General features: G+C 28.9%; 13 protein-coding genes and 1 other annotated feature. All 13 genes read right to left on the bottom strand.

What is annotated here, in order from left to right; all coding sequences use genetic code 11:
• Positions 1-69 precede the first annotated feature (69 nt).
• Positions 70-3,618, bottom strand: a complete 3,549-nt coding sequence (locus ACTG48_RS05285; RefSeq protein WP_479918311.1) for a sensor domain-containing diguanylate cyclase — start codon at positions 3,616-3,618, stop codon at positions 70-72.
• A 677-nt stretch (positions 3,619-4,295) separates the two neighbouring features.
• Positions 4,296-5,546 (bottom strand): DUF1015 domain-containing protein, encoded by a 1,251-nt coding sequence (locus tag ACTG48_RS05280; RefSeq protein ID WP_021383787.1) that lies wholly within the window; start codon positions 5,544-5,546, stop codon positions 4,296-4,298.
• 30 nt (positions 5,547-5,576) lie between these two features.
• Entirely contained in the window at positions 5,577-6,518 is a 942-nt protein-coding gene (locus ACTG48_RS05275) for a D-2-hydroxyacid dehydrogenase (protein ID WP_479918310.1), read from the bottom strand.
• A gap of 226 nt (positions 6,519-6,744) precedes the next feature.
• On the bottom strand, positions 6,745-7,821 hold the full coding sequence (locus ACTG48_RS05270; protein WP_021383755.1) for a pyridoxal-phosphate-dependent aminotransferase family protein: 1,077 nt from the start codon (positions 7,819-7,821) through the stop codon (positions 6,745-6,747).
• Between the two features lie 351 nt (positions 7,822-8,172).
• Positions 8,173-8,688 carry a PaaI family thioesterase gene (locus tag ACTG48_RS05265; RefSeq protein WP_479918309.1) on the bottom strand — a complete coding sequence of 172 codons (516 nt, stop codon included), beginning with the start codon at positions 8,686-8,688 and terminating at the stop codon, positions 8,173-8,175.
• Positions 8,689-8,970: 282 nt separating this feature from the next.
• Positions 8,971-10,041, bottom strand: a complete 1,071-nt coding sequence (gene leuB / locus ACTG48_RS05260) for a 3-isopropylmalate dehydrogenase (RefSeq protein WP_479918308.1) — start codon at positions 10,039-10,041, stop codon at positions 8,971-8,973.
• A 6-nt stretch (positions 10,042-10,047) separates the two neighbouring features.
• On the bottom strand, positions 10,048-10,539 hold the full coding sequence (leuD, locus tag ACTG48_RS05255) for a 3-isopropylmalate dehydratase small subunit (RefSeq protein WP_021383791.1): 492 nt from the start codon (positions 10,537-10,539) through the stop codon (positions 10,048-10,050).
• Positions 10,540-10,553: 14 nt separating this feature from the next.
• Positions 10,554-11,831, bottom strand: a complete 1,278-nt coding sequence (gene leuC / locus ACTG48_RS05250) for a 3-isopropylmalate dehydratase large subunit (RefSeq protein ID WP_479918307.1) — start codon at positions 11,829-11,831, stop codon at positions 10,554-10,556.
• On the bottom strand, positions 11,788-13,530 hold the full coding sequence (gene leuA / locus ACTG48_RS05245) for a 2-isopropylmalate synthase (RefSeq protein WP_479918306.1): 1,743 nt from the start codon (positions 13,528-13,530) through the stop codon (positions 11,788-11,790). Before leuA ends, leuC begins: the two co-directional genes overlap by 44 nt.
• A 127-nt stretch (positions 13,531-13,657) precedes the next feature.
• Positions 13,658-13,904: a binding site (T-box leader), on the bottom strand.
• Positions 13,905-14,060: 156 nt separating this feature from the next.
• A complete protein-coding gene (locus tag ACTG48_RS05240) occupies positions 14,061-14,507 on the bottom strand; it encodes a hypothetical protein (protein ID WP_479918305.1) in 447 nt (148 codons plus the stop codon).
• Positions 14,508-14,527: 20 nt separating this feature from the next.
• Positions 14,528-15,247, bottom strand: a complete 720-nt coding sequence (locus ACTG48_RS05235) for a phosphatase (RefSeq protein ID WP_021383759.1) — start codon at positions 15,245-15,247, stop codon at positions 14,528-14,530.
• A 117-nt stretch (positions 15,248-15,364) separates the two neighbouring features.
• Positions 15,365-16,630, bottom strand: a complete 1,266-nt coding sequence (locus ACTG48_RS05230; RefSeq protein ID WP_021383773.1) for a 30S ribosomal protein S1 — start codon at positions 16,628-16,630, stop codon at positions 15,365-15,367.
• A gap of 210 nt (positions 16,631-16,840) precedes the next feature.
• Positions 16,841-18,208 carry an MATE family efflux transporter gene (locus ACTG48_RS05225; RefSeq protein ID WP_021383746.1) on the bottom strand — a complete coding sequence of 456 codons (1,368 nt, stop codon included), beginning with the start codon at positions 18,206-18,208 and terminating at the stop codon, positions 16,841-16,843.
• Positions 18,209-18,223 lie beyond the last annotated feature (15 nt).

Genomic DNA, 18,223 nt, shown 5'->3' with positions numbered 1-18,223 from the left:
TGATTTATATAGACATTTTAAGTCTAATAAATTCAAATTGTGATTTTAAGTAATCTATAATACAGTATTTTAAACATTTTCTTCAGTCTGAATACTACTTACTTCATTTCCAAAGATTAGACATGCATCTTTGCCATCAAACCATTTCAAAGTAGTTGTAGTTATGTTTGCATTTACATCAAACTTTCTATTATGCATAAATGATTTACAAGTATCATCAATATCTTTTAAATGTCTCATAGGGCATTTTTTACAAGGTTCATTTTGATTGTTCCAGATTGCCTTATAACATAAATCACCTACATGAGTATTTGGTGCTGACTCAAGCATTTTTTTGTTGACAAATAACAATTCATAAGTATTTTTATCAATAACGTATGCCCATATATCCATATTATCCATTACAGACTTTTGAATCTTTAAAGACTCTTCTAGTTTGTTCTGCATACGCATTTTTAATAAAAACATACTAATCATTTTAGATATAAATATCAGTGTATTTACTTCGTCATTAGTCCACATACGATTGTATGAACATTCATCAAAACCTACAAACCCTCTAAATTCATTTCCTTCTAAAATTTTACATTGTAACATTGAGCGTATACCTTGTGGCTTAAGTATTTTTTTCTCATCACTGCCTAAGTTATCAATATCATTACAATAAAATAATCCATCTGCATTAAAATTTAAAAGATAATTACCTAAATCATCATAGTAAATATTTTTAAGATTATCAATTTCTGAACTTATACCTTCATTGCACCATTCAAATGTGTTTTTACAAGCTAGATTATCATCTGAATTCTCAAATATATAAACACGGCTTACATTAAAATACCTACCTACAATATCTAGAATTAAATTTACTGCCATTTCTATATCATTTGATTCATATAGTATATCAAATATATAATTTGTTATATGTTCTTTAAAAGACCTCTCTATATTGGTATTTTCATCTGCATTTCTCGTGTTAGTTATATACTGTGCTTTATAAATTCTTTTATCATATAATGTATAACAATTTTTACCTTTTCCCTTAGCTGAGTAAAGAGCTATATCTGCATTTCTAAACAACTGCATATAGTCCATACCATCTTGTGGGAATCTCGCAATTCCAACACTCAACGATATTTTATAATTGTACCCTTTCCCTATAAAAGACCTCTCAAAAGTTTTAACCAGTTCATCTGCTTTATTTATAATATCCCTTGTTTCAGAAATATCTTTCATAAAAACAATAAACTCATCTCCACCTATTCTTCCTACTATATCAGATGCTCTAAATAGATTGATTAAATCACTCGCAATTTCACTTAATACAGCATCTCCATATAAATGTCCTAAGTTGTCATTTATTCCTTTAAAATCATCAATATCAATAATCATTAAAGCACCTTTTCTTTTTTTATCTAATGTTATGTATTCTTCTATAAGTGATTGGGATGCTTTTTTATTATATAAGTCTGTTAAAGGGTCTTTTTCTGCTCTTTCTTTCAACTTTTCAGCTTCTCTCTTTGACTCATCAATATCAGTCAAACTTCCTACAACCTTATAAGGTATTCCATTATCATCAAAAAGTGTTGTTGCCTTTATGCTAAACCAAGCATAAGTAGTATCCCTAATTCTAAGTCTAATTTCACACTCTTCATATTCACTACCTCCAGAAGTAAGTTTAATTAATGAAATAAACTTATTCATGTCATCATGATATATATCTACTGATTTAATTATATTTTTTGTTGCGTTTTCAGTTATAGGGTCATAACCAAACTTATTATACCAATTTGGTGAGATATTCATTTGGTCTTTTTTTATATCCCACTCTACTATGATATTTTGTGTCTGTTTTATAATAATCTCATGACGCTCTTCATTTTTTTTAAGTTCTTGCTCTAATAATTTAGCAGAAGTAATATCTACAATAACACTACACAATACAGATTTTCCATTTTCATAAATTATTCTTCTCCCTTTTAATAAAACCCAGACAATCGTGCCATTTCTTTTCTCAACTCTTTGTTCACATTCAAATGTATCACTTACTTTGAGCTGTTCATTGATGCTACCAATCATTGCTACTCTATCATCTTTAAAAATCAATTTTATTAGCTTATTATTTAATTCATCTTTTAGTTGTTTACGTGTATATCCAATCATATTTAAATAGCCCTCATTTAAATATATACTGTCAAAATCGTCATTTATTTCAGTTATAACTATTCCACCAACAATACTATTGTTGATAGCTTCTATTTCAAATCTTTTTGAATTTAACTCTTCCTGTATTTTCTTAAGCTCTGTTATATCAGTTAAAACACCCTGAATACACTCATTTCCTTTACTATCTTTTATAGATTTACTTCTCTCTAAAACCCAAATTATACTTCCATCTTTTTTTACAATTCTATATTCAACTTCAATTCTATCTTGTTTCTCTAATTGATTTAGAATAATACAATTAAACTTGTCTATGTCTTCTTTATAAATTATATCTTTGAATTTATTTTTAAATATGCTATTTAAATCTTCATTAGAGTAACCCGTAAGTTCTAGAAATCCTTGACTTACATAGGTCATAGTCATACACTCATCTTTAAGACAGTTTTTAACCCCTCCAAGTATATTATCAGTAAGTGCCTTAAATTTTTCTTTTTCATTTACAATGGCCTTAGTGTTGTTATTTATAATACATGCTATGTATACTATAAAAATCAATATAACTAGTAGTATTTCTAATGCAAATACATATACATCATAAGATATATTTTCTGACTGAATAGATACTATTTCATTTGGTACGACAGAAAAAATATACCAATCATTAATTCCAAGTGGCTGATAGTTTAACATAAATTTTTTATTATCTAAATTATAATTAGAATATCCTGATTTATTATTTTGCATATTTTCTTTTATCGTTTTTAGACAATCAACTTCATCACAATTCTCTTTGTCAAAAAGCTTAAATATACATGATAGCATTTGACTATTTTCATTTATATTTTGAGCAATTATATCTCCATTTTTCTTGGCAATAAAAACATCTGCTTTTTCATCAAATGCAGATAATCTTAACAACTCATTTAGCCTTGTTGAATCATAAACTCCACTTAAAACACCAACTATTTTCCCGCTTTTATAAATTGGTGTAGATAGAACTATTATTTCTTTTTTATTAATAATAGACTCTAAAGGCTCTGATATATTACTTTCTCCTTTTTTAGCTTTTTTAAAGTAATCTCTATCTTGAATATTACTGATGATTCCATCATTAGAATAACTTTTGCCATCTAATGTAGAAACATTCATTCTAATCAAAGAACTTCGCTTTACACCAGAATCCATTAAATCAATTACCAATTCATCATTTATATTGTTCAAGTTTCCAATGAAATTAGCAATGGATTCAAGCATGTCAAATTGACCACTAAGCCTCGTCTTAAGATTAATTATATTATGTTCTGTAAACTCAGCCAAATACATATGCGTGGTTTCTTTTAACTTATTATCTAATTTAAACTTAAACTTAAAAATAGCACCACCAGTTAAAATAATTATAATAATAAACAAGATACTAATACCTAAAACTCTTGGTTTTAGTCTGTTCATCATACTCACATCCCCATTATATATAACTATATTATTTAATTCTTCAGTAGGAAGTTATCTTAAAATAGAAGAAACATTTAACTAAAGTTTAGTGCTCTTTATTCACATTGCAAACCTTTGCATGCACTCCTATTTTTAAGATTTTTCGATAAATATTTTCTGCATTCCTATATTAGAATTAAACAATATACCTTTATATTTATTTATAAAGCCTTCATTCATACTTCAATCTTAATAAATACTAAAACTGTAACTTCACTTTTAATATATCAACGCTAATAATGTAATATATTCATTATTATTCATTCCTTTTCTAATTAATTACTATCCCCTTCATTTCATACAAAAAAAATAATATGTATTATCTCCCCTAAAATACATTTTTTTATTTATCACTATTTTATAAAATTTCAACCTTATTCAAAAATCATACACTTTATATTCATACTTAGAATTTAGGTTTCCGGATAATAATTCTAGTAGAACATTATAATATCCTTTTATTTTTTCATTCTAAATTATAACATAGAATATCACCATCTATATGTTAAAATTATCCATTTCTAAAAAAATGGTAACTATTATTGAAAAAATTATATCCTAATGTTCATATTTGATGCATGATTTCCAATAAAAAAAGGGCTAAAAAGTGTAATTCTCACTTCTTAGCCCTTTATTAATTATTCATTTATTTCATGTAGAAATAGCCCACATCTTACTTTAGGTTCAAACCATGTTGATTTAGCTGGCATTATCTTACCTGCATCTGCTACTCTTATCAAGTCCTCAATACTAGTTGGATACATTGCAAACGCTACCTTCATATCTTCATTAACTCTTTTCTCTAATTCTTCAAGACCTCTTATACCACCAATAAAGTCAATTCTTTTATCTACTCTAGGATTTTCAATACCTAAAATAGCATCAATAACATAGTCTTGTAATATAGAAATATCTAATGAATCAACAGGGTCTTCTATTTCTAATAAGTTTTTATTAGCCTCCATTTTGTACCATTTATTACCTAGATACATTCCGAAAGTTCCTTTTTTGTCAGGTTTATATTTTTCTTTTCCTTCTATTTCTTTTAGCTCAAAATTTTCTTTTATTTTATTTATAAATTCTTCCTCACTTAAACCATTTAAGTCTTTGATAACTCTATTATAATCTAAAACCATTAAATTCTCATCTGGTGCAATCATTGCTATAAAATAGTTAAATTCTTCTTTTCCAGTATAGTTTGGGTTCTTAGCTCTCATCTCTTTTGCTACATTTTCTGCTGAAGCTGTCCTATGATGGCCATCTGCAATATATAGATAATCTAACTTTCCAAATTCATCTACTAAATTGCATATTATATCATCATTCTCAATCTTCCATACTGTATGCTCTATCTTGTCATCTGTTACAAAATCATATAAAGGGTCATTATTCTCCATAAAATCGTTGATTATATCATCTATTAATCTTTGATGTTTATAAGTTACAAGTATAGTTCCCGTATTAGCATCACAGTATTTTATATGCTTAGTTCTATCAATTTCCTTTTCTGGTCGAGTGTATTCATGTTTTTTTATTGTTCCATTTAAGCTTTCATCAACTGATATACATGCTACTATACCAACTTGAGCTCTACCATCCATGATTTGTTTATATATATATATACACTCTTTATCATCTTTTACTAGAATTTCTTGTTGTCGAAATTCATCTAAATTTTCTCGCGCTTTTAAATAAACTTTTTCATCATATAAATCTATATTTTCATCTAAATCAATTTCTGATTTATCTATATGCAAAAATGAATATGGATTCCCTTCTGCAATTTTTCTAGCTTCTTTACTATTCATAACATCGTAAGGAAGTGCTGCTACTTTATCTACTATATATTTATTTGGTCTAACCGCCTTAAATGGTTTAATCGTTGCCATTACTTATTTCCCCCTAATTATATAAATATTTTATAATGCTACCTCTATTATATTGTTGAAGTCAAGAAAGAAATCTTGAATCACATTTACTATTTCTTCTCCTATTCTTTCTTGAGCTTCTACTGTAGATGCACCAATATGAGGTGTAGGAGAAACTCTTGGATGATTCACTAAGTCTAGATTTAATGTAGGTTCTTGTTCATAAACATCTATAGCTGCTGCTGATAATTTACCTTCATCTAATGCTTTTAGTAAATCTTTCTCATCTACTAAACCACCTCTTGCACAGTTTAGTAAATAAGCACCATCTTTCATCTTGTTTATTTCTTTTTCAGTAATTACTGCCCCCTTATTCTTATCAAATGGTATGTGTAAAGATAAGAAATCTGCCTTTTCTAAAACTTCTTCCATATCACAGAATCTATATTTGTTAAAGCCTTGTGCTTCACCCATTATGTCAGTATATATAACATCCATACCTAATAGTTCGGCTCTCTTTGCAACTTCTTTTGCAATTCTTCCAAAACCAATAAGTCCAAGTGTTTTTCCATTAATTTCTGTACCTTTATATTTTTTCTTCTCCCATTTTCCATCTCTCATAGTTACATTTGCAGTATTTATGAATCTTGCAAGTACAAACAATTGACCTATTGTAAGTTCTGCAACAGATATACTACTTGCATTTGGAGTATTCATAACTTTTATGCCATTAGCCTGTGCATATTTAACATCTATGTTATCTAATCCTACTCCACCTCTTACTATTAACTTCAATTTTTTTCCCTCTAATGCTTTATCTATTACCTCTTTAGTAACTTTAGTAGCTGAACGTACTACAAGTACATCAACATCTTTAAGTTTATCTCCTAAAACATCTTTTTCATAAAACTGCTCTATAACATTAAAATTTAACTCTCTCAATTTTCTCGCTGCTTCTTTCTCTATTCCATCAGTAATTAATATATTATACATAACAAACTCCTCCAATTTTTATTCACTTAATTTTCCCAATTTTTATTTTTTAAAGTATTTTTATCCATAAAACACTTTATTTAGTTTAACTTTCTGTTTATATAATTTTCAAAATATTTTTTATTAAAGTCATATCAAATTTTCTTATTCTTTGTTAAAAATTTAATATGTAATTTTTATAAAATATATTCTAAATTTATCTTAAAATATACATAATTTTATAATATTATTTATTAAAACCTAATATATCATCAATATTATCTAATAATTCTTGTACATCTTCGACAGTATAGTCACCCATATGTGAAATTCTAAAAGTTTTTTCTTTTAAATCGCCATAGCCATTTGCTATCTGGAATCCTCGTTCTTGTAATTTTGAATTTAAATTTGATACACTAATACCTTGAGTATTTTCTATAACAGTAAGTGTATTGGATAAGTGATTTTCATTGGTAAAAATTTGGAAGTGTTTTTTAGCCCAGTTTCTAACTAAGTTTGCCATGTCTTCATGTCTGTTAAACCTGTTATCTAAGCCTTCATCTAATATATTATCTAATTGGAAATCTAAAGCGAACATGTGAGAAAGAGATGGTGTTGAAGGGTATTGGTAGTTTTTCTTGATTAAGTATTCATACATTGCTAACAAATCAAGATATACTCCTCTAAAAGGTACTTGCTTAGCTCTATCGATTGCTTTTTGAGAAAATGTGCAAATAGACATTCCTGGTGGTAATCCCAGTGCTTTTTGTACTGATGTTATACAAATATCTATTCCAATCTTATCAACCTCGACTTTTATTCCACCGGCTGAACTTACAGTGTCTACACAGTAGACCACATCTTTATACTTTTTAACAACTTCTCCAATTTCTTCTATTGGATTTCTTATTCCAGTTGAAGTTTCATTGTGAGTTACAGTTATTAAATCGTATTCTCCGGTAGAAAGCACCTTATCAACCATTTCTGGTGTTGTTGCCTCTCCTAATTCAACTTTAAATATATCCGCTGGGACATTATTAGCCACTGCCATTTTGTACCATCTATCACCAAAGGATCCACAGGAAAATACTGCTGCCTTTTTGGATGTACAGGAACGAATGGAGCCTTCCATTAAACCAGTTCCGGATGACGTGGATAAAAGTATCGTGTTGTTTGTATAGAATAGTTTTTGCATTTTTTCACTTATACTCTTTTGGAGTACAGATGCATCTTTTCCTCTATGTCCTATCATTGGTGTAGCCATCTTTTGCAAGACTTCTTCTTTAACATCAATAGGACCAGGAATAAATAATTTCTTACTCATTATAATTCCCCCCTTTTTTAGTTTGTAATATGGATAGCGTTTTTACTGTCCTTATTTTTAATAACTATAATATCAAGCTGAATTAACTATGTCAACATAAAATTTATTTTTTATATATAATTTATATTATATATTTTATGAAATCATTCATTTCGTACATTATCACAAGTCTGAATATTCTGAAATATACTCTCAAAAAAAATAGACTTTTTAGCTATATAAATTAATTTTTTTGATATGTAAATTTAACGCTATTAAGAGAAATCTTTTTAGTATAGCTAATTTATTTTTATCTTATATTTTTTATATAATTTTTTAATTTTATCTTTTTTAGATATAAACTTTTTTTAATTAAATTTCAATATATTCTACATTTTCTTTTGATTCTTCAAAAAACCATTCTTCATTAGAGAAGTCACTTTCTGAAATTTGACCAATAGGCATTTTCATATACTTTCCTGTTGCTGTTACTGCTATATCTCCATTTGGTAGAATTATTTCTCCTGTACCTTCAAACAATTTTCTATTCTCTTTAGTTATTCTTCCAACAACTTTTATAGTAGCATCTGTTGGTACTGGTTTTTTATATTTTAATTCTAAAGACACTGTTACACCCCAAATTTGGTCATCATTTATACTTACAGCTCTTCCAATAGTCTCATCTAATATTGCAGCAGACATACCTCCATGTACTCTTCCTGGATAACTTTGATGCCAATCTTTTGTATTGCAAATTGATACAAGTTCTCCATTCTCAAGTTCATAAAAATCTGCTTTAAGTCCTAGTTCATTTTGTGTCCCACAAACTAAACAAGATTTGCTACTATTTTGCTTTTTTAAAACCTTATACTTTGCCAAAAATTCCATCTCCTAACCTACATTAATAGTGGCTTAATGTTAAATAATTCTAAAATACATTATATAATATTAATTAAATCCCTGCAAACTTCTAATAATAAAAATAGACTATTTTAAATATTAGAACTTTAATTTTATATATTACTTTCTAAAAAAACACAATATAGTTTTATGTAATTAAAATTACTTAAAACTATATTGTGTTCTAAAGATAAACTATATTATAATAGATTTTTTACTAATTTTCCAAATTATACATTCAACTTATATTATACAAATTAAATTATAATTCTATATTTCATTTACTATTAATTCGCCCATTTTTTTCGTTCCTACAACAGTTCCCATGCCATTATAGATATCACTAGTTCTATATCCTTTATTAAGTACATTTTGCACAGCATCTTCAATACACTTAGCTTCTTCTTCTAAGTTAAAACTGTGTCTTAGCATCATGCTTACAGATAGAATAGTTGCAATTGGATTCACAATATCTTTTCCCGCTATATCAGGTGCACTTCCATGTATTGGTTCATACATACCAAAACTATCTTCTCTAAGTGATGCTGATGGTAACATACCTATAGAACCTGTAATCATGGATGCTTCATCAGATATTATATCTCCAAATATATTATTAGTTACTATTACATCAAACTGACTAGGTTCTCTTACAACTTGCATAGCAGCATTATCAACATACATATGGGATAACTCGACATCCTCAAACTCTTTAGCTAGTTCTTCCATTATACTTCTCCAAAGTATTGAACTCTCAAGTACATTTGCCTTATCTACACTTATAAGTTTTCTTTTTCTATTTCTAGCTATTTCAAAAGCTCTCTTACCAATTCTTCTTATTTCATTTTCGTTATATGTCTCTACATCATAAGCATTTTCAATGCCATCAATAATTTTTCTTCCACGTTCTCCAAAATAAATGCCCCCTGTTAACTCTCTTACAACAATAAAATCAATGCCTTTCTCAACTATATCTGCTCTAAGTGGTGAAGCTTCTTTTATACTTTCATACATTGTTGCTGGTCTTAAGTTTGCAAATAAGCCCAATGACTCTCTTAACTTTAAAAGACCTGCTTCTGGTCTTATATCACCCTTACATTTATCCCACTTTGGACCGCCAACAGCACCAAGTAATACCGCTTCGCTTTTTCGACAAACTTCAACACTTTTATTTGGTAAAGCTTCTCCAGTTTCATCAATTGCGCATCCCCCAGCTAATACATATTCACAATCGAATCTATGGTTAAATTTACAACAAATTTTATTTAGAACCTTTATACCTTCATCTATTATTTCTGGTCCAACACCATCACCTTTTATGACTGCTATATTATAATTCATACCCCACTACCCCCTGTTTGCTTTTATCGAATTGATTAAGCCTTCTTTTAGTATAATATTTTGCATAAACTCAGGAAATGGTTCAGCCTTATACTCTTTTCCTTTTGTTATATTTTTTATCACACCTGTAGAAAAATCTACTTCTACATTATCTCCTTCTTCTATATTATTAGCAGCCTCTTCACATTCAAGTATAGGAAGCCCTATATTTATAGAGTTTCTAAAAAATATTCTAGCAAAAGTAGAAGCAATTACACATGACACTCCACTTTCTTTTATTACAATTGGAGCATGCTCTCTTGATGAACCACAACCAAAGTTTTTAGTGGCAACTATAATGTCTCCTTTTTTTACCTTAGAAACAAATTTATCATCAATATCCTCCATACAATGCATAGCTAATTCCTTATAGTCAGCTATATTTAAATATCTAGCTGGTATTATTACATCTGTATCTATATTATCACCGAATTTAAAAACACTTCCATTAGCAATCATAAACTTTACCTCCTTTAAATTATATCTGATGGTTTTGATATTTTACCAGTTATAGCTGATGCTGCTGCTACGGCTGGACTTGCAAGATATACTTCTGAATCAACATGACCCATTCTTCCTACAAAGTTCCTATTTGTTGTTGAAATTGATTTTTCTCCTGACGCAAGTATCCCCATATGACCTCCTAAACAAGGTCCACAAGTTGGAGTAGAAACTGCTGCTCCTGCCTCTATAAAAGTAGTGATATAACCCCTTTCTATAGCTTCAAGATATACTTGTTGAGTTCCAGGAAATATCATAACTCTAACTCCATCTGCAACTTTTTTACCTTTCATGATTTCAGATGCTACTTCAAGGTCTGATATTCTTCCATTTGTACAAGAGCCTATTACAACTTGGTCTATCTTTATATCCGTATCAATCTCATCTACTGTTTTAGTGTTTTCAGGAAGATGAGGAAAAGCTACTGTCTCTCTTAGTTCAGCTAAATCAATTTCATATACTTCATCATAAACTGCATCTTTATCTGCTTCGTATACATTTACATCTTTTGTTATTGTTGTACACTTATGTGAATTTATATATTCCATAGTTTTATCATCTACTGAAAAAATTCCATTTTTAGCTCCTGCCTCTATTGCCATATTACAAATAGTAAATCTATCATCCATAGATAAATACTTTACTCCATCTCCACAAAACTCCATTGACTTATAAAGTGCACCATCAACGCCTATCTTACCTATTATATGAAGTATTACATCTTTACCACTTATCCATTTATTTGGTTTATTCTTTAAAATAAATTTTATTGCTCCAGGTACCTTAAACCAACATTTTCCTGTAGCCATGCCTGCTCCCATATCAGTCGAACCTACACCAGTAGAAAATGCTCCTAATGCTCCATATGTGCAAGTATGAGAATCTGCACCTATAATTACATCTCCAGCTGTTACTATCCCTTTTTCAGGAAGAAGAACATGTTCTATTCCCATCTCTCCCACATCAAAGAAATTTATAACCCCTTTTGATTTCGCAAAACTTCTTGTAAACTTGCATTGTTCTGCGCTCTTTATATCTTTGTTAGGTGCAAAGTGGTCTAAAACCATCACTACTTTAGTCTTATCATAAACATCTTTAATGCCTAATTTTTCAAATTCTCTAATAGCTACTGGCGATGTTATATCATTTCCTAAAACTATATCTAAATCTGCTTCAATTAACTGCCCTTTCTTAACCTCATTTAAATTAGCATGTTTGGCTAAGATTTTCTGTGTCATAGTCATCCCCATCTTTTACTTCCTCCTCAATATAACTTTTATTTATTGCATTCATAAGTGCATTAATAGCTGCCGTATTTATATTTTCCGATATACTTACACCAAAATAGACTTTATCGTTGTGTTCTATCCCTACATAAGCTACACCTCTTGAATGTGAACCTTCTTCTAGTGCATGTTCCCAATAGTATCTGAATTTGTAATCTTTCATACCACATTCTTTTAATGCATTGTTAAATGAATCTACAGGTCCATTTCCTACACCAACAATCCTTTGTTCATTTCCCATGTAAGTTATTCTTGCAGTCATCTCAATCATGTTGGTATCATTAGAGTCATCATTTTCATAGTTTAGTTCATCCATTGATTTTATTTTATATTTTTTAACTTTATAAGGGCTTTCAACATCAATATATTCTTTCTTAAATAAGTTAAATATTGCTTCACTACTAAGTTCTTCCCCTATTCTATCAGATTCCATTTTTACTACATTTCCAAAATCAGAATGCATATTCTTAGGTATCATAAATCCATAATCTGTTTCCATTATATAAACAGCTCCTCCTTTACCAGATTGGCTGTTTATTCTAATAATCTCTTTGTATTCTCTTCCTATATCATGAGGGTCTATTGGCAAGTATGGAACTTCCCAGTAATCATTATCTCTGTTTTTCATTGCTATCATGCCTTTTCTAATAGCATCTTGATGTGAACCTGAAAAAGCACAATGTACAAGATTACCTGCATATGGATGTCTATCATGCACTATAAGTTTTGTACATCCCTCATATATTTCTCTTATCTTATCAATATTACTGAAATCTAAATCTGGGTCTATCCCTTGTGTATAAAGATTAAGTCCAACATTTACTATATCCATGTTTCCCGTTCTTTCACCATTTCCAAACAAAGTACCTTCAAGTCTATCTGCTCCAGCCAATAATCCAAGTTCACTTGCTGCTGTACAAGTTCCTCTATCATTGTGAGTGTGCAAACTTAGTATAATAGAATCTCTACAACTTACATTTTCACAAAACCACTCTATTTGGTCTGCATACACATTTGGTGTTGCCATTTCCACTGTTGATGGAAGGTTTATTATCACCTTCTTTTGTGGAGTTGGCTTCCAAACATCTATCACTGCCTCACATATTTCAAGTGCATAATCCATTTCTGTTCCTGTAAAACTTTCTGGTGAATATTCAAAAGTGAATTCTGTCTCTGGGTATTTTTTTACTTCTTCATTAAACAATTTTGCCCCTTCAACTGCTATATCTATTATTTCTTGTTTACTCATATTAAAGACCACATCTCTTTGAAGAACCGATGTAGAATTATATAAATGTATAATTGCTTTCTTACATCCTCTTATTGATTCAAATGTTTTTTCTATAAGATGGGCTCTAGATTGTGTAAGAACTTGTATCGTTACATCATCTGGAATCATATCCTCATCTATTAGTTTTCTTAAAAATGTATATTCTGTATTTGATGCTGATGGAAATCCCACTTCTATTTCCTTAAATCCCGTATCCAAAAGCATTTTGAACATTCTGACTTTTTCATTTACACTCATAGGTGTTGGTAGTGATTGATTTCCATCCCTTAAATCAACACTACACCAAATTGGAGCTTTAAATATCTCATTATCTGGCCATTTACGATTTTCTATTTGCATTTTACCATATTTTTTATACTTACCATATTGCATGCTATTTCCCCCTTTTTTGTTTTTTGTATCCAGTATACCTTATATCGACGCAATCTTACCCTATTTAATTCATAAGAATAAATGTTAATTTTATCATTAGAATAAAAATAACCTCATCTCTAATAAAATTAGAGACGAGGTTTTGCTCGCGGTACCACTCTATTTAGCTTTATAAAAAGCTCTCTTAGTAATAGCCAAAATCAATACTTGTAATGACTATATTTCCTATAACGTGGAATTACTCCGATTATCCTAAGACTTAAATCCTGGAAACAGCTCCTAGACAAGTTCAGAACTATCAACTGCTAAATCACACCACACTTTAGCTCTCTGAAAGTTTCATTGTTCTTACTACTTCTATTCATCGCTTTTTTAATCATTTAAATTTTCTAAATATTTTGATTTAATAGTTATTATATACACATTAAAAAGTATTGTCAACACAAAAAAATAATTATCTATGTTTTTTTATTTTTTATTTTTGATAAGTAATTTTATAAACCATGCTAACTATTGAAAATAGTATAGTATTATCCCTTAAACTTTTTCATCTTTTCCTCTATGATATTCAATAATTTTTTTTCATCTTCTACACTCAATGCACTCAATCTAATTTTGTAACTAGAATCATCAGTATATATATTTAATATTTTTTTTGCCACTTCTATTTTTTCTATTATTTTATAGTTAAACTTTTGATTTTTTTTAGATTTTATACTGAATATATATTGATTATTTATTGATATTGAATGATTATCGAGAGTAAGATATACCTCTCCCTCATATTTATTTGAAAAATCACGACCTTGTTTAAAAAGAAAAACTGCTGTTATTATACATAAAAGGTATAAGATTGTCGTTGAATATATAAAAATCGTAGCTAAAATTACAAGTGCCAAGACCATATATATAGCCATTCCTTTTTTAAAATAACCATTGTCATAATAATTCATATAGATAAACTTGTTTTTACTCAAAATTTTTCACTCCTACGATTCTAAAAATTAATATCAAAAAACTCTATAATTTCATCTTCATGATAATTTATGACTAATTCATCTGGAAAATCTACTGATTTTAAAACTTTCTCTGCATTTTCAAATTCTCCTATAGAATAACATATATGAGAATCCGTACCAAGAATTACTCTTACACCATATGTTTTACATAGCATTAACATGTGACTTGCATTTTCCCAAGTTCCAGTTCTATGAGAATTTGAACTTAATGATGAATTATTTATTTCTAAAAGAATGTTTTTTTCTTTAGCTTTCTTTACTATAGATTCATAATCTAAAGGATATCTACTATCATCTGGATGACCAATTATTTTTACTTTAGGTTTATCCATTACATTCAAAATAGCATTTGTATTTTCTTCTTTTGTTCCTGAAATTATACAAGGTCTATGCAGACTTGCAATTACATAGTCCAAGTGTTGTAACATATCTTCCTGAACATCTAAATTTCCATCATAATCCATTATATTTCCTTCTATTCCTCTAAGAACTCTTACATTTTGTACTTTTCGTGGAAGTAGATGTAAATTATAAAAATAAAATGGATGTGGACCTCCTGGCATATTAGGTCCATGGTCTGATATTCCCAGATATTTTATATTTTTCTGAATTGCTTCTTCAACATTTTCTTTAAAAGTACTGTGTGCATGTCCACTTATTAAGGTGTGACAATGTACATCTATAATAGACTTTTTCATTAAACTTCCTCCTAACATCTTATATAAGTTTTTGTAGATAGCTAAAGGGCTATTTCAAAACTAAAGCTGTCATAATAGACAGAGTAATGTTTTAAAACAGCCCCATTTTCAATTATTTTACACTTCTAAATCTTTAAATTTATCTTTAAATAATTCTCCAATACTTCCTAAAGATTCTTCCACTTCTAAGTATTCTGTTATATCTTCTTCTGGCTCTCTAGTTGCCTCTTTTATTGAAACTAACATTCTTTTAGTCTTTGGTTTAAAGTCAAGAATTTTAACTTTAACTTCATCTCCAATATTAACAACATTAGTAACTTTAGCCACTCTAGTATCACTCAATTCAGATATTGGTAAATAAGCATCTACACCTTCTTTAATCTGAACAAAAGCTCCCTTTTCTATTATTCTAAGAACTTTAGCATTAACAACATCATCAATTTTTACTTCTTTTGCTATTAAATCCCATGGGTCATTATTTATGTCTTTTAATGCTAATGCAATTTTTTTAGTATCTTTATTTACATCTAGCACATAAACTTCTACTTCTTGACCTTCTGAAACAACTTCTTCAACACTTTCAACTCTTGTCCAAGCTAAATTGTTTATATGTGCTAATCCTTCAATTCCACCAATATCCACAAATGCACCATAAGGCATTATTTTTGTTACTTTACCATCTCTTTTTTGTCCAACTTCAAGTGAATTAAATAATTCTTCTTTTGCAACTTTAATACGAGCCTTTTCTTCTTCTCTTTCTTGTTTGATTCTAGCTCTTTCAGCTTCTTTTTCTGCTTTAATTTGGGCTCTTCTTTCTTCTTTCTCTTTATTTATACGTTCTTGTAATACGTCTCTATGAGATGCTACAAGTCTGTTTTTCCTAATATCAAAGTCTTTTATATAAACTTCTAAGTTAAGTCCAACAAATTTAGATGTGTCTGTAATGAATTTTGTATCAAGTTGAGAAATTGGTATAAAAAATGTATATGTATTGTAATTAGCAAACACACCTTTTTCTATATTTTTTTCAACATTTACAGTTATTATTCTATGTTCATCATAAGCTTTTTGTAATTCAGCAAAATCATTTCTTTTATCAAGTTGTAATTTAGATAAAGTTATTGTCCCATCTTTTTGAGATACTTTTGTTATTACAGCAGTTATTTCATCACCTATATGGTATAAATCTTCTATATATTGATTTTTTTCTATGTTTAATTCACTTATAGGTATTATTCCATCAAACCCATAGTCTAATCCTAATTGTACTTCATCATTTCTAACTGCAGTTATTTTTCCAGTTATTAATTCTCCAACTTTCACTTTGCTGAATACTTGTTCTTGCTGGTCAAGTAATTCTTGCATTGTTAAATCATTTTCCATTATATAAACATCCTTTCCTCTTATTAATTATCATATCTGTAAATATTATACCATTAATATTGCAAATACTTACATTTTTCTTACTGTAATTTTTAAAATTAATTCGACTTTATATCTTTATACATTATAGAAAATATCTTATTAAATTAAAATACAAATTCTAATTTTTATCTACTAAAATATTTTCATGGAAATTTTATTATATATATCCTATTCTTCTGTTGTTTTAGATTTTGATAGAGAACTTTTATAAAATACAAAGAAACAGATTGCTGTTACAGTAGCTGCTGTTATATCTGCAACTGGCTCTGCTAAAAGCACTGCAAAAAGTTTTTCATTAAAAAATGCTGGAAGTATAAATATTAAAGGTATTAAAAGTACAACTTTTCTAAGAAGAGCTAAAATCAAAGATATCTTTGCTTTTCCAAGTGCTAAAAATGTTTGTTGACAAGCTAGTTGAATTCCAAACATAAAAGAACCTGCAAAATATATTTTTATACTCCAACTAGTCATGCTAAGTAACTGCGGATTATTATTAAATATACCAACAAAAAATGCAGGGAACATCATAAGTAGAATCCACAAAATAGTAGAATATGTAAAACATGACAATAGACATAATTTAAATGTCTTTTTGACTCTATCAAGTTGTCCTGAACCATAATTGTAACTTATTATCGGTTGTGCTCCTTGTGTAAATCCCATATTAGGAAGCATAAGAATTTGCATTATACTACTCATTATAGCCATTGAGCCTACCGCTAAATCTCCTCCATACATCTGCAATTTACTATTTAATGCTATAAGTACTAGACTTTCTGTAGATTGCATTATAAATGGAGATATTCCTAACCCCAAGACTGGTAATATAATACTTGCTTTAGGTATCATATACTTCTTTTTTATCTTAAGTATACTTTTCTTTCCAAATAAAAACACCAATACCCAAATAGCAGAAACACCTTGTGCAATTATAGTAGCTAATGCAGCTCCCTTTACACCCATATTAAGACCAAATATAAAAATTGGGTCAAGTATTATGTTTATCAAAGCACCTATAGCAACTGTAATCATACCAGTTGTAGCAAATCCTTGGGTATTTATAAAAGTGTTCATTCCCAATGAGATTTGAACAAATACTGTACCTATTAAATAAATTTTTAAATAATCCATTGAATATCCAATAGTAGATTCACTTGCCCCAAACATCCAAAGCAGAGGCTCTTTTCCAATCTGAAAACCTATAGTTAAAAGTATTGCTAAAATCACTAGTACAGAAAAACTATTACTCATTATTTTCTCTGCACCATCATTATCTTGTTCACCCATTTTTATGGCTGCTAATGGGCCTCCTCCCATACCAATTAAATAACTACATGAAGTTATTATAATTATTATTGGAAATGCTACACCAACACCTGCCATAGCAACTTCTCCACTTTCCATTCTACCAATAAAAATCCTGTCCACTATGTTGTATAAAACATTTACAATTTGTGCGATAATAGCGGGTGTAGCAAGTTTAAATAACAATTTTCCTACACTTTCATTGCCTAAATTAGTGTTTGAATTTTCCACTTTAAAACCTCCTTA

It is taken from the genome of Clostridioides sp. LIBA-6822, assembly GCF_056688955.1.
This window is presented reverse-complemented; position numbering and strand designations above follow the sequence as displayed.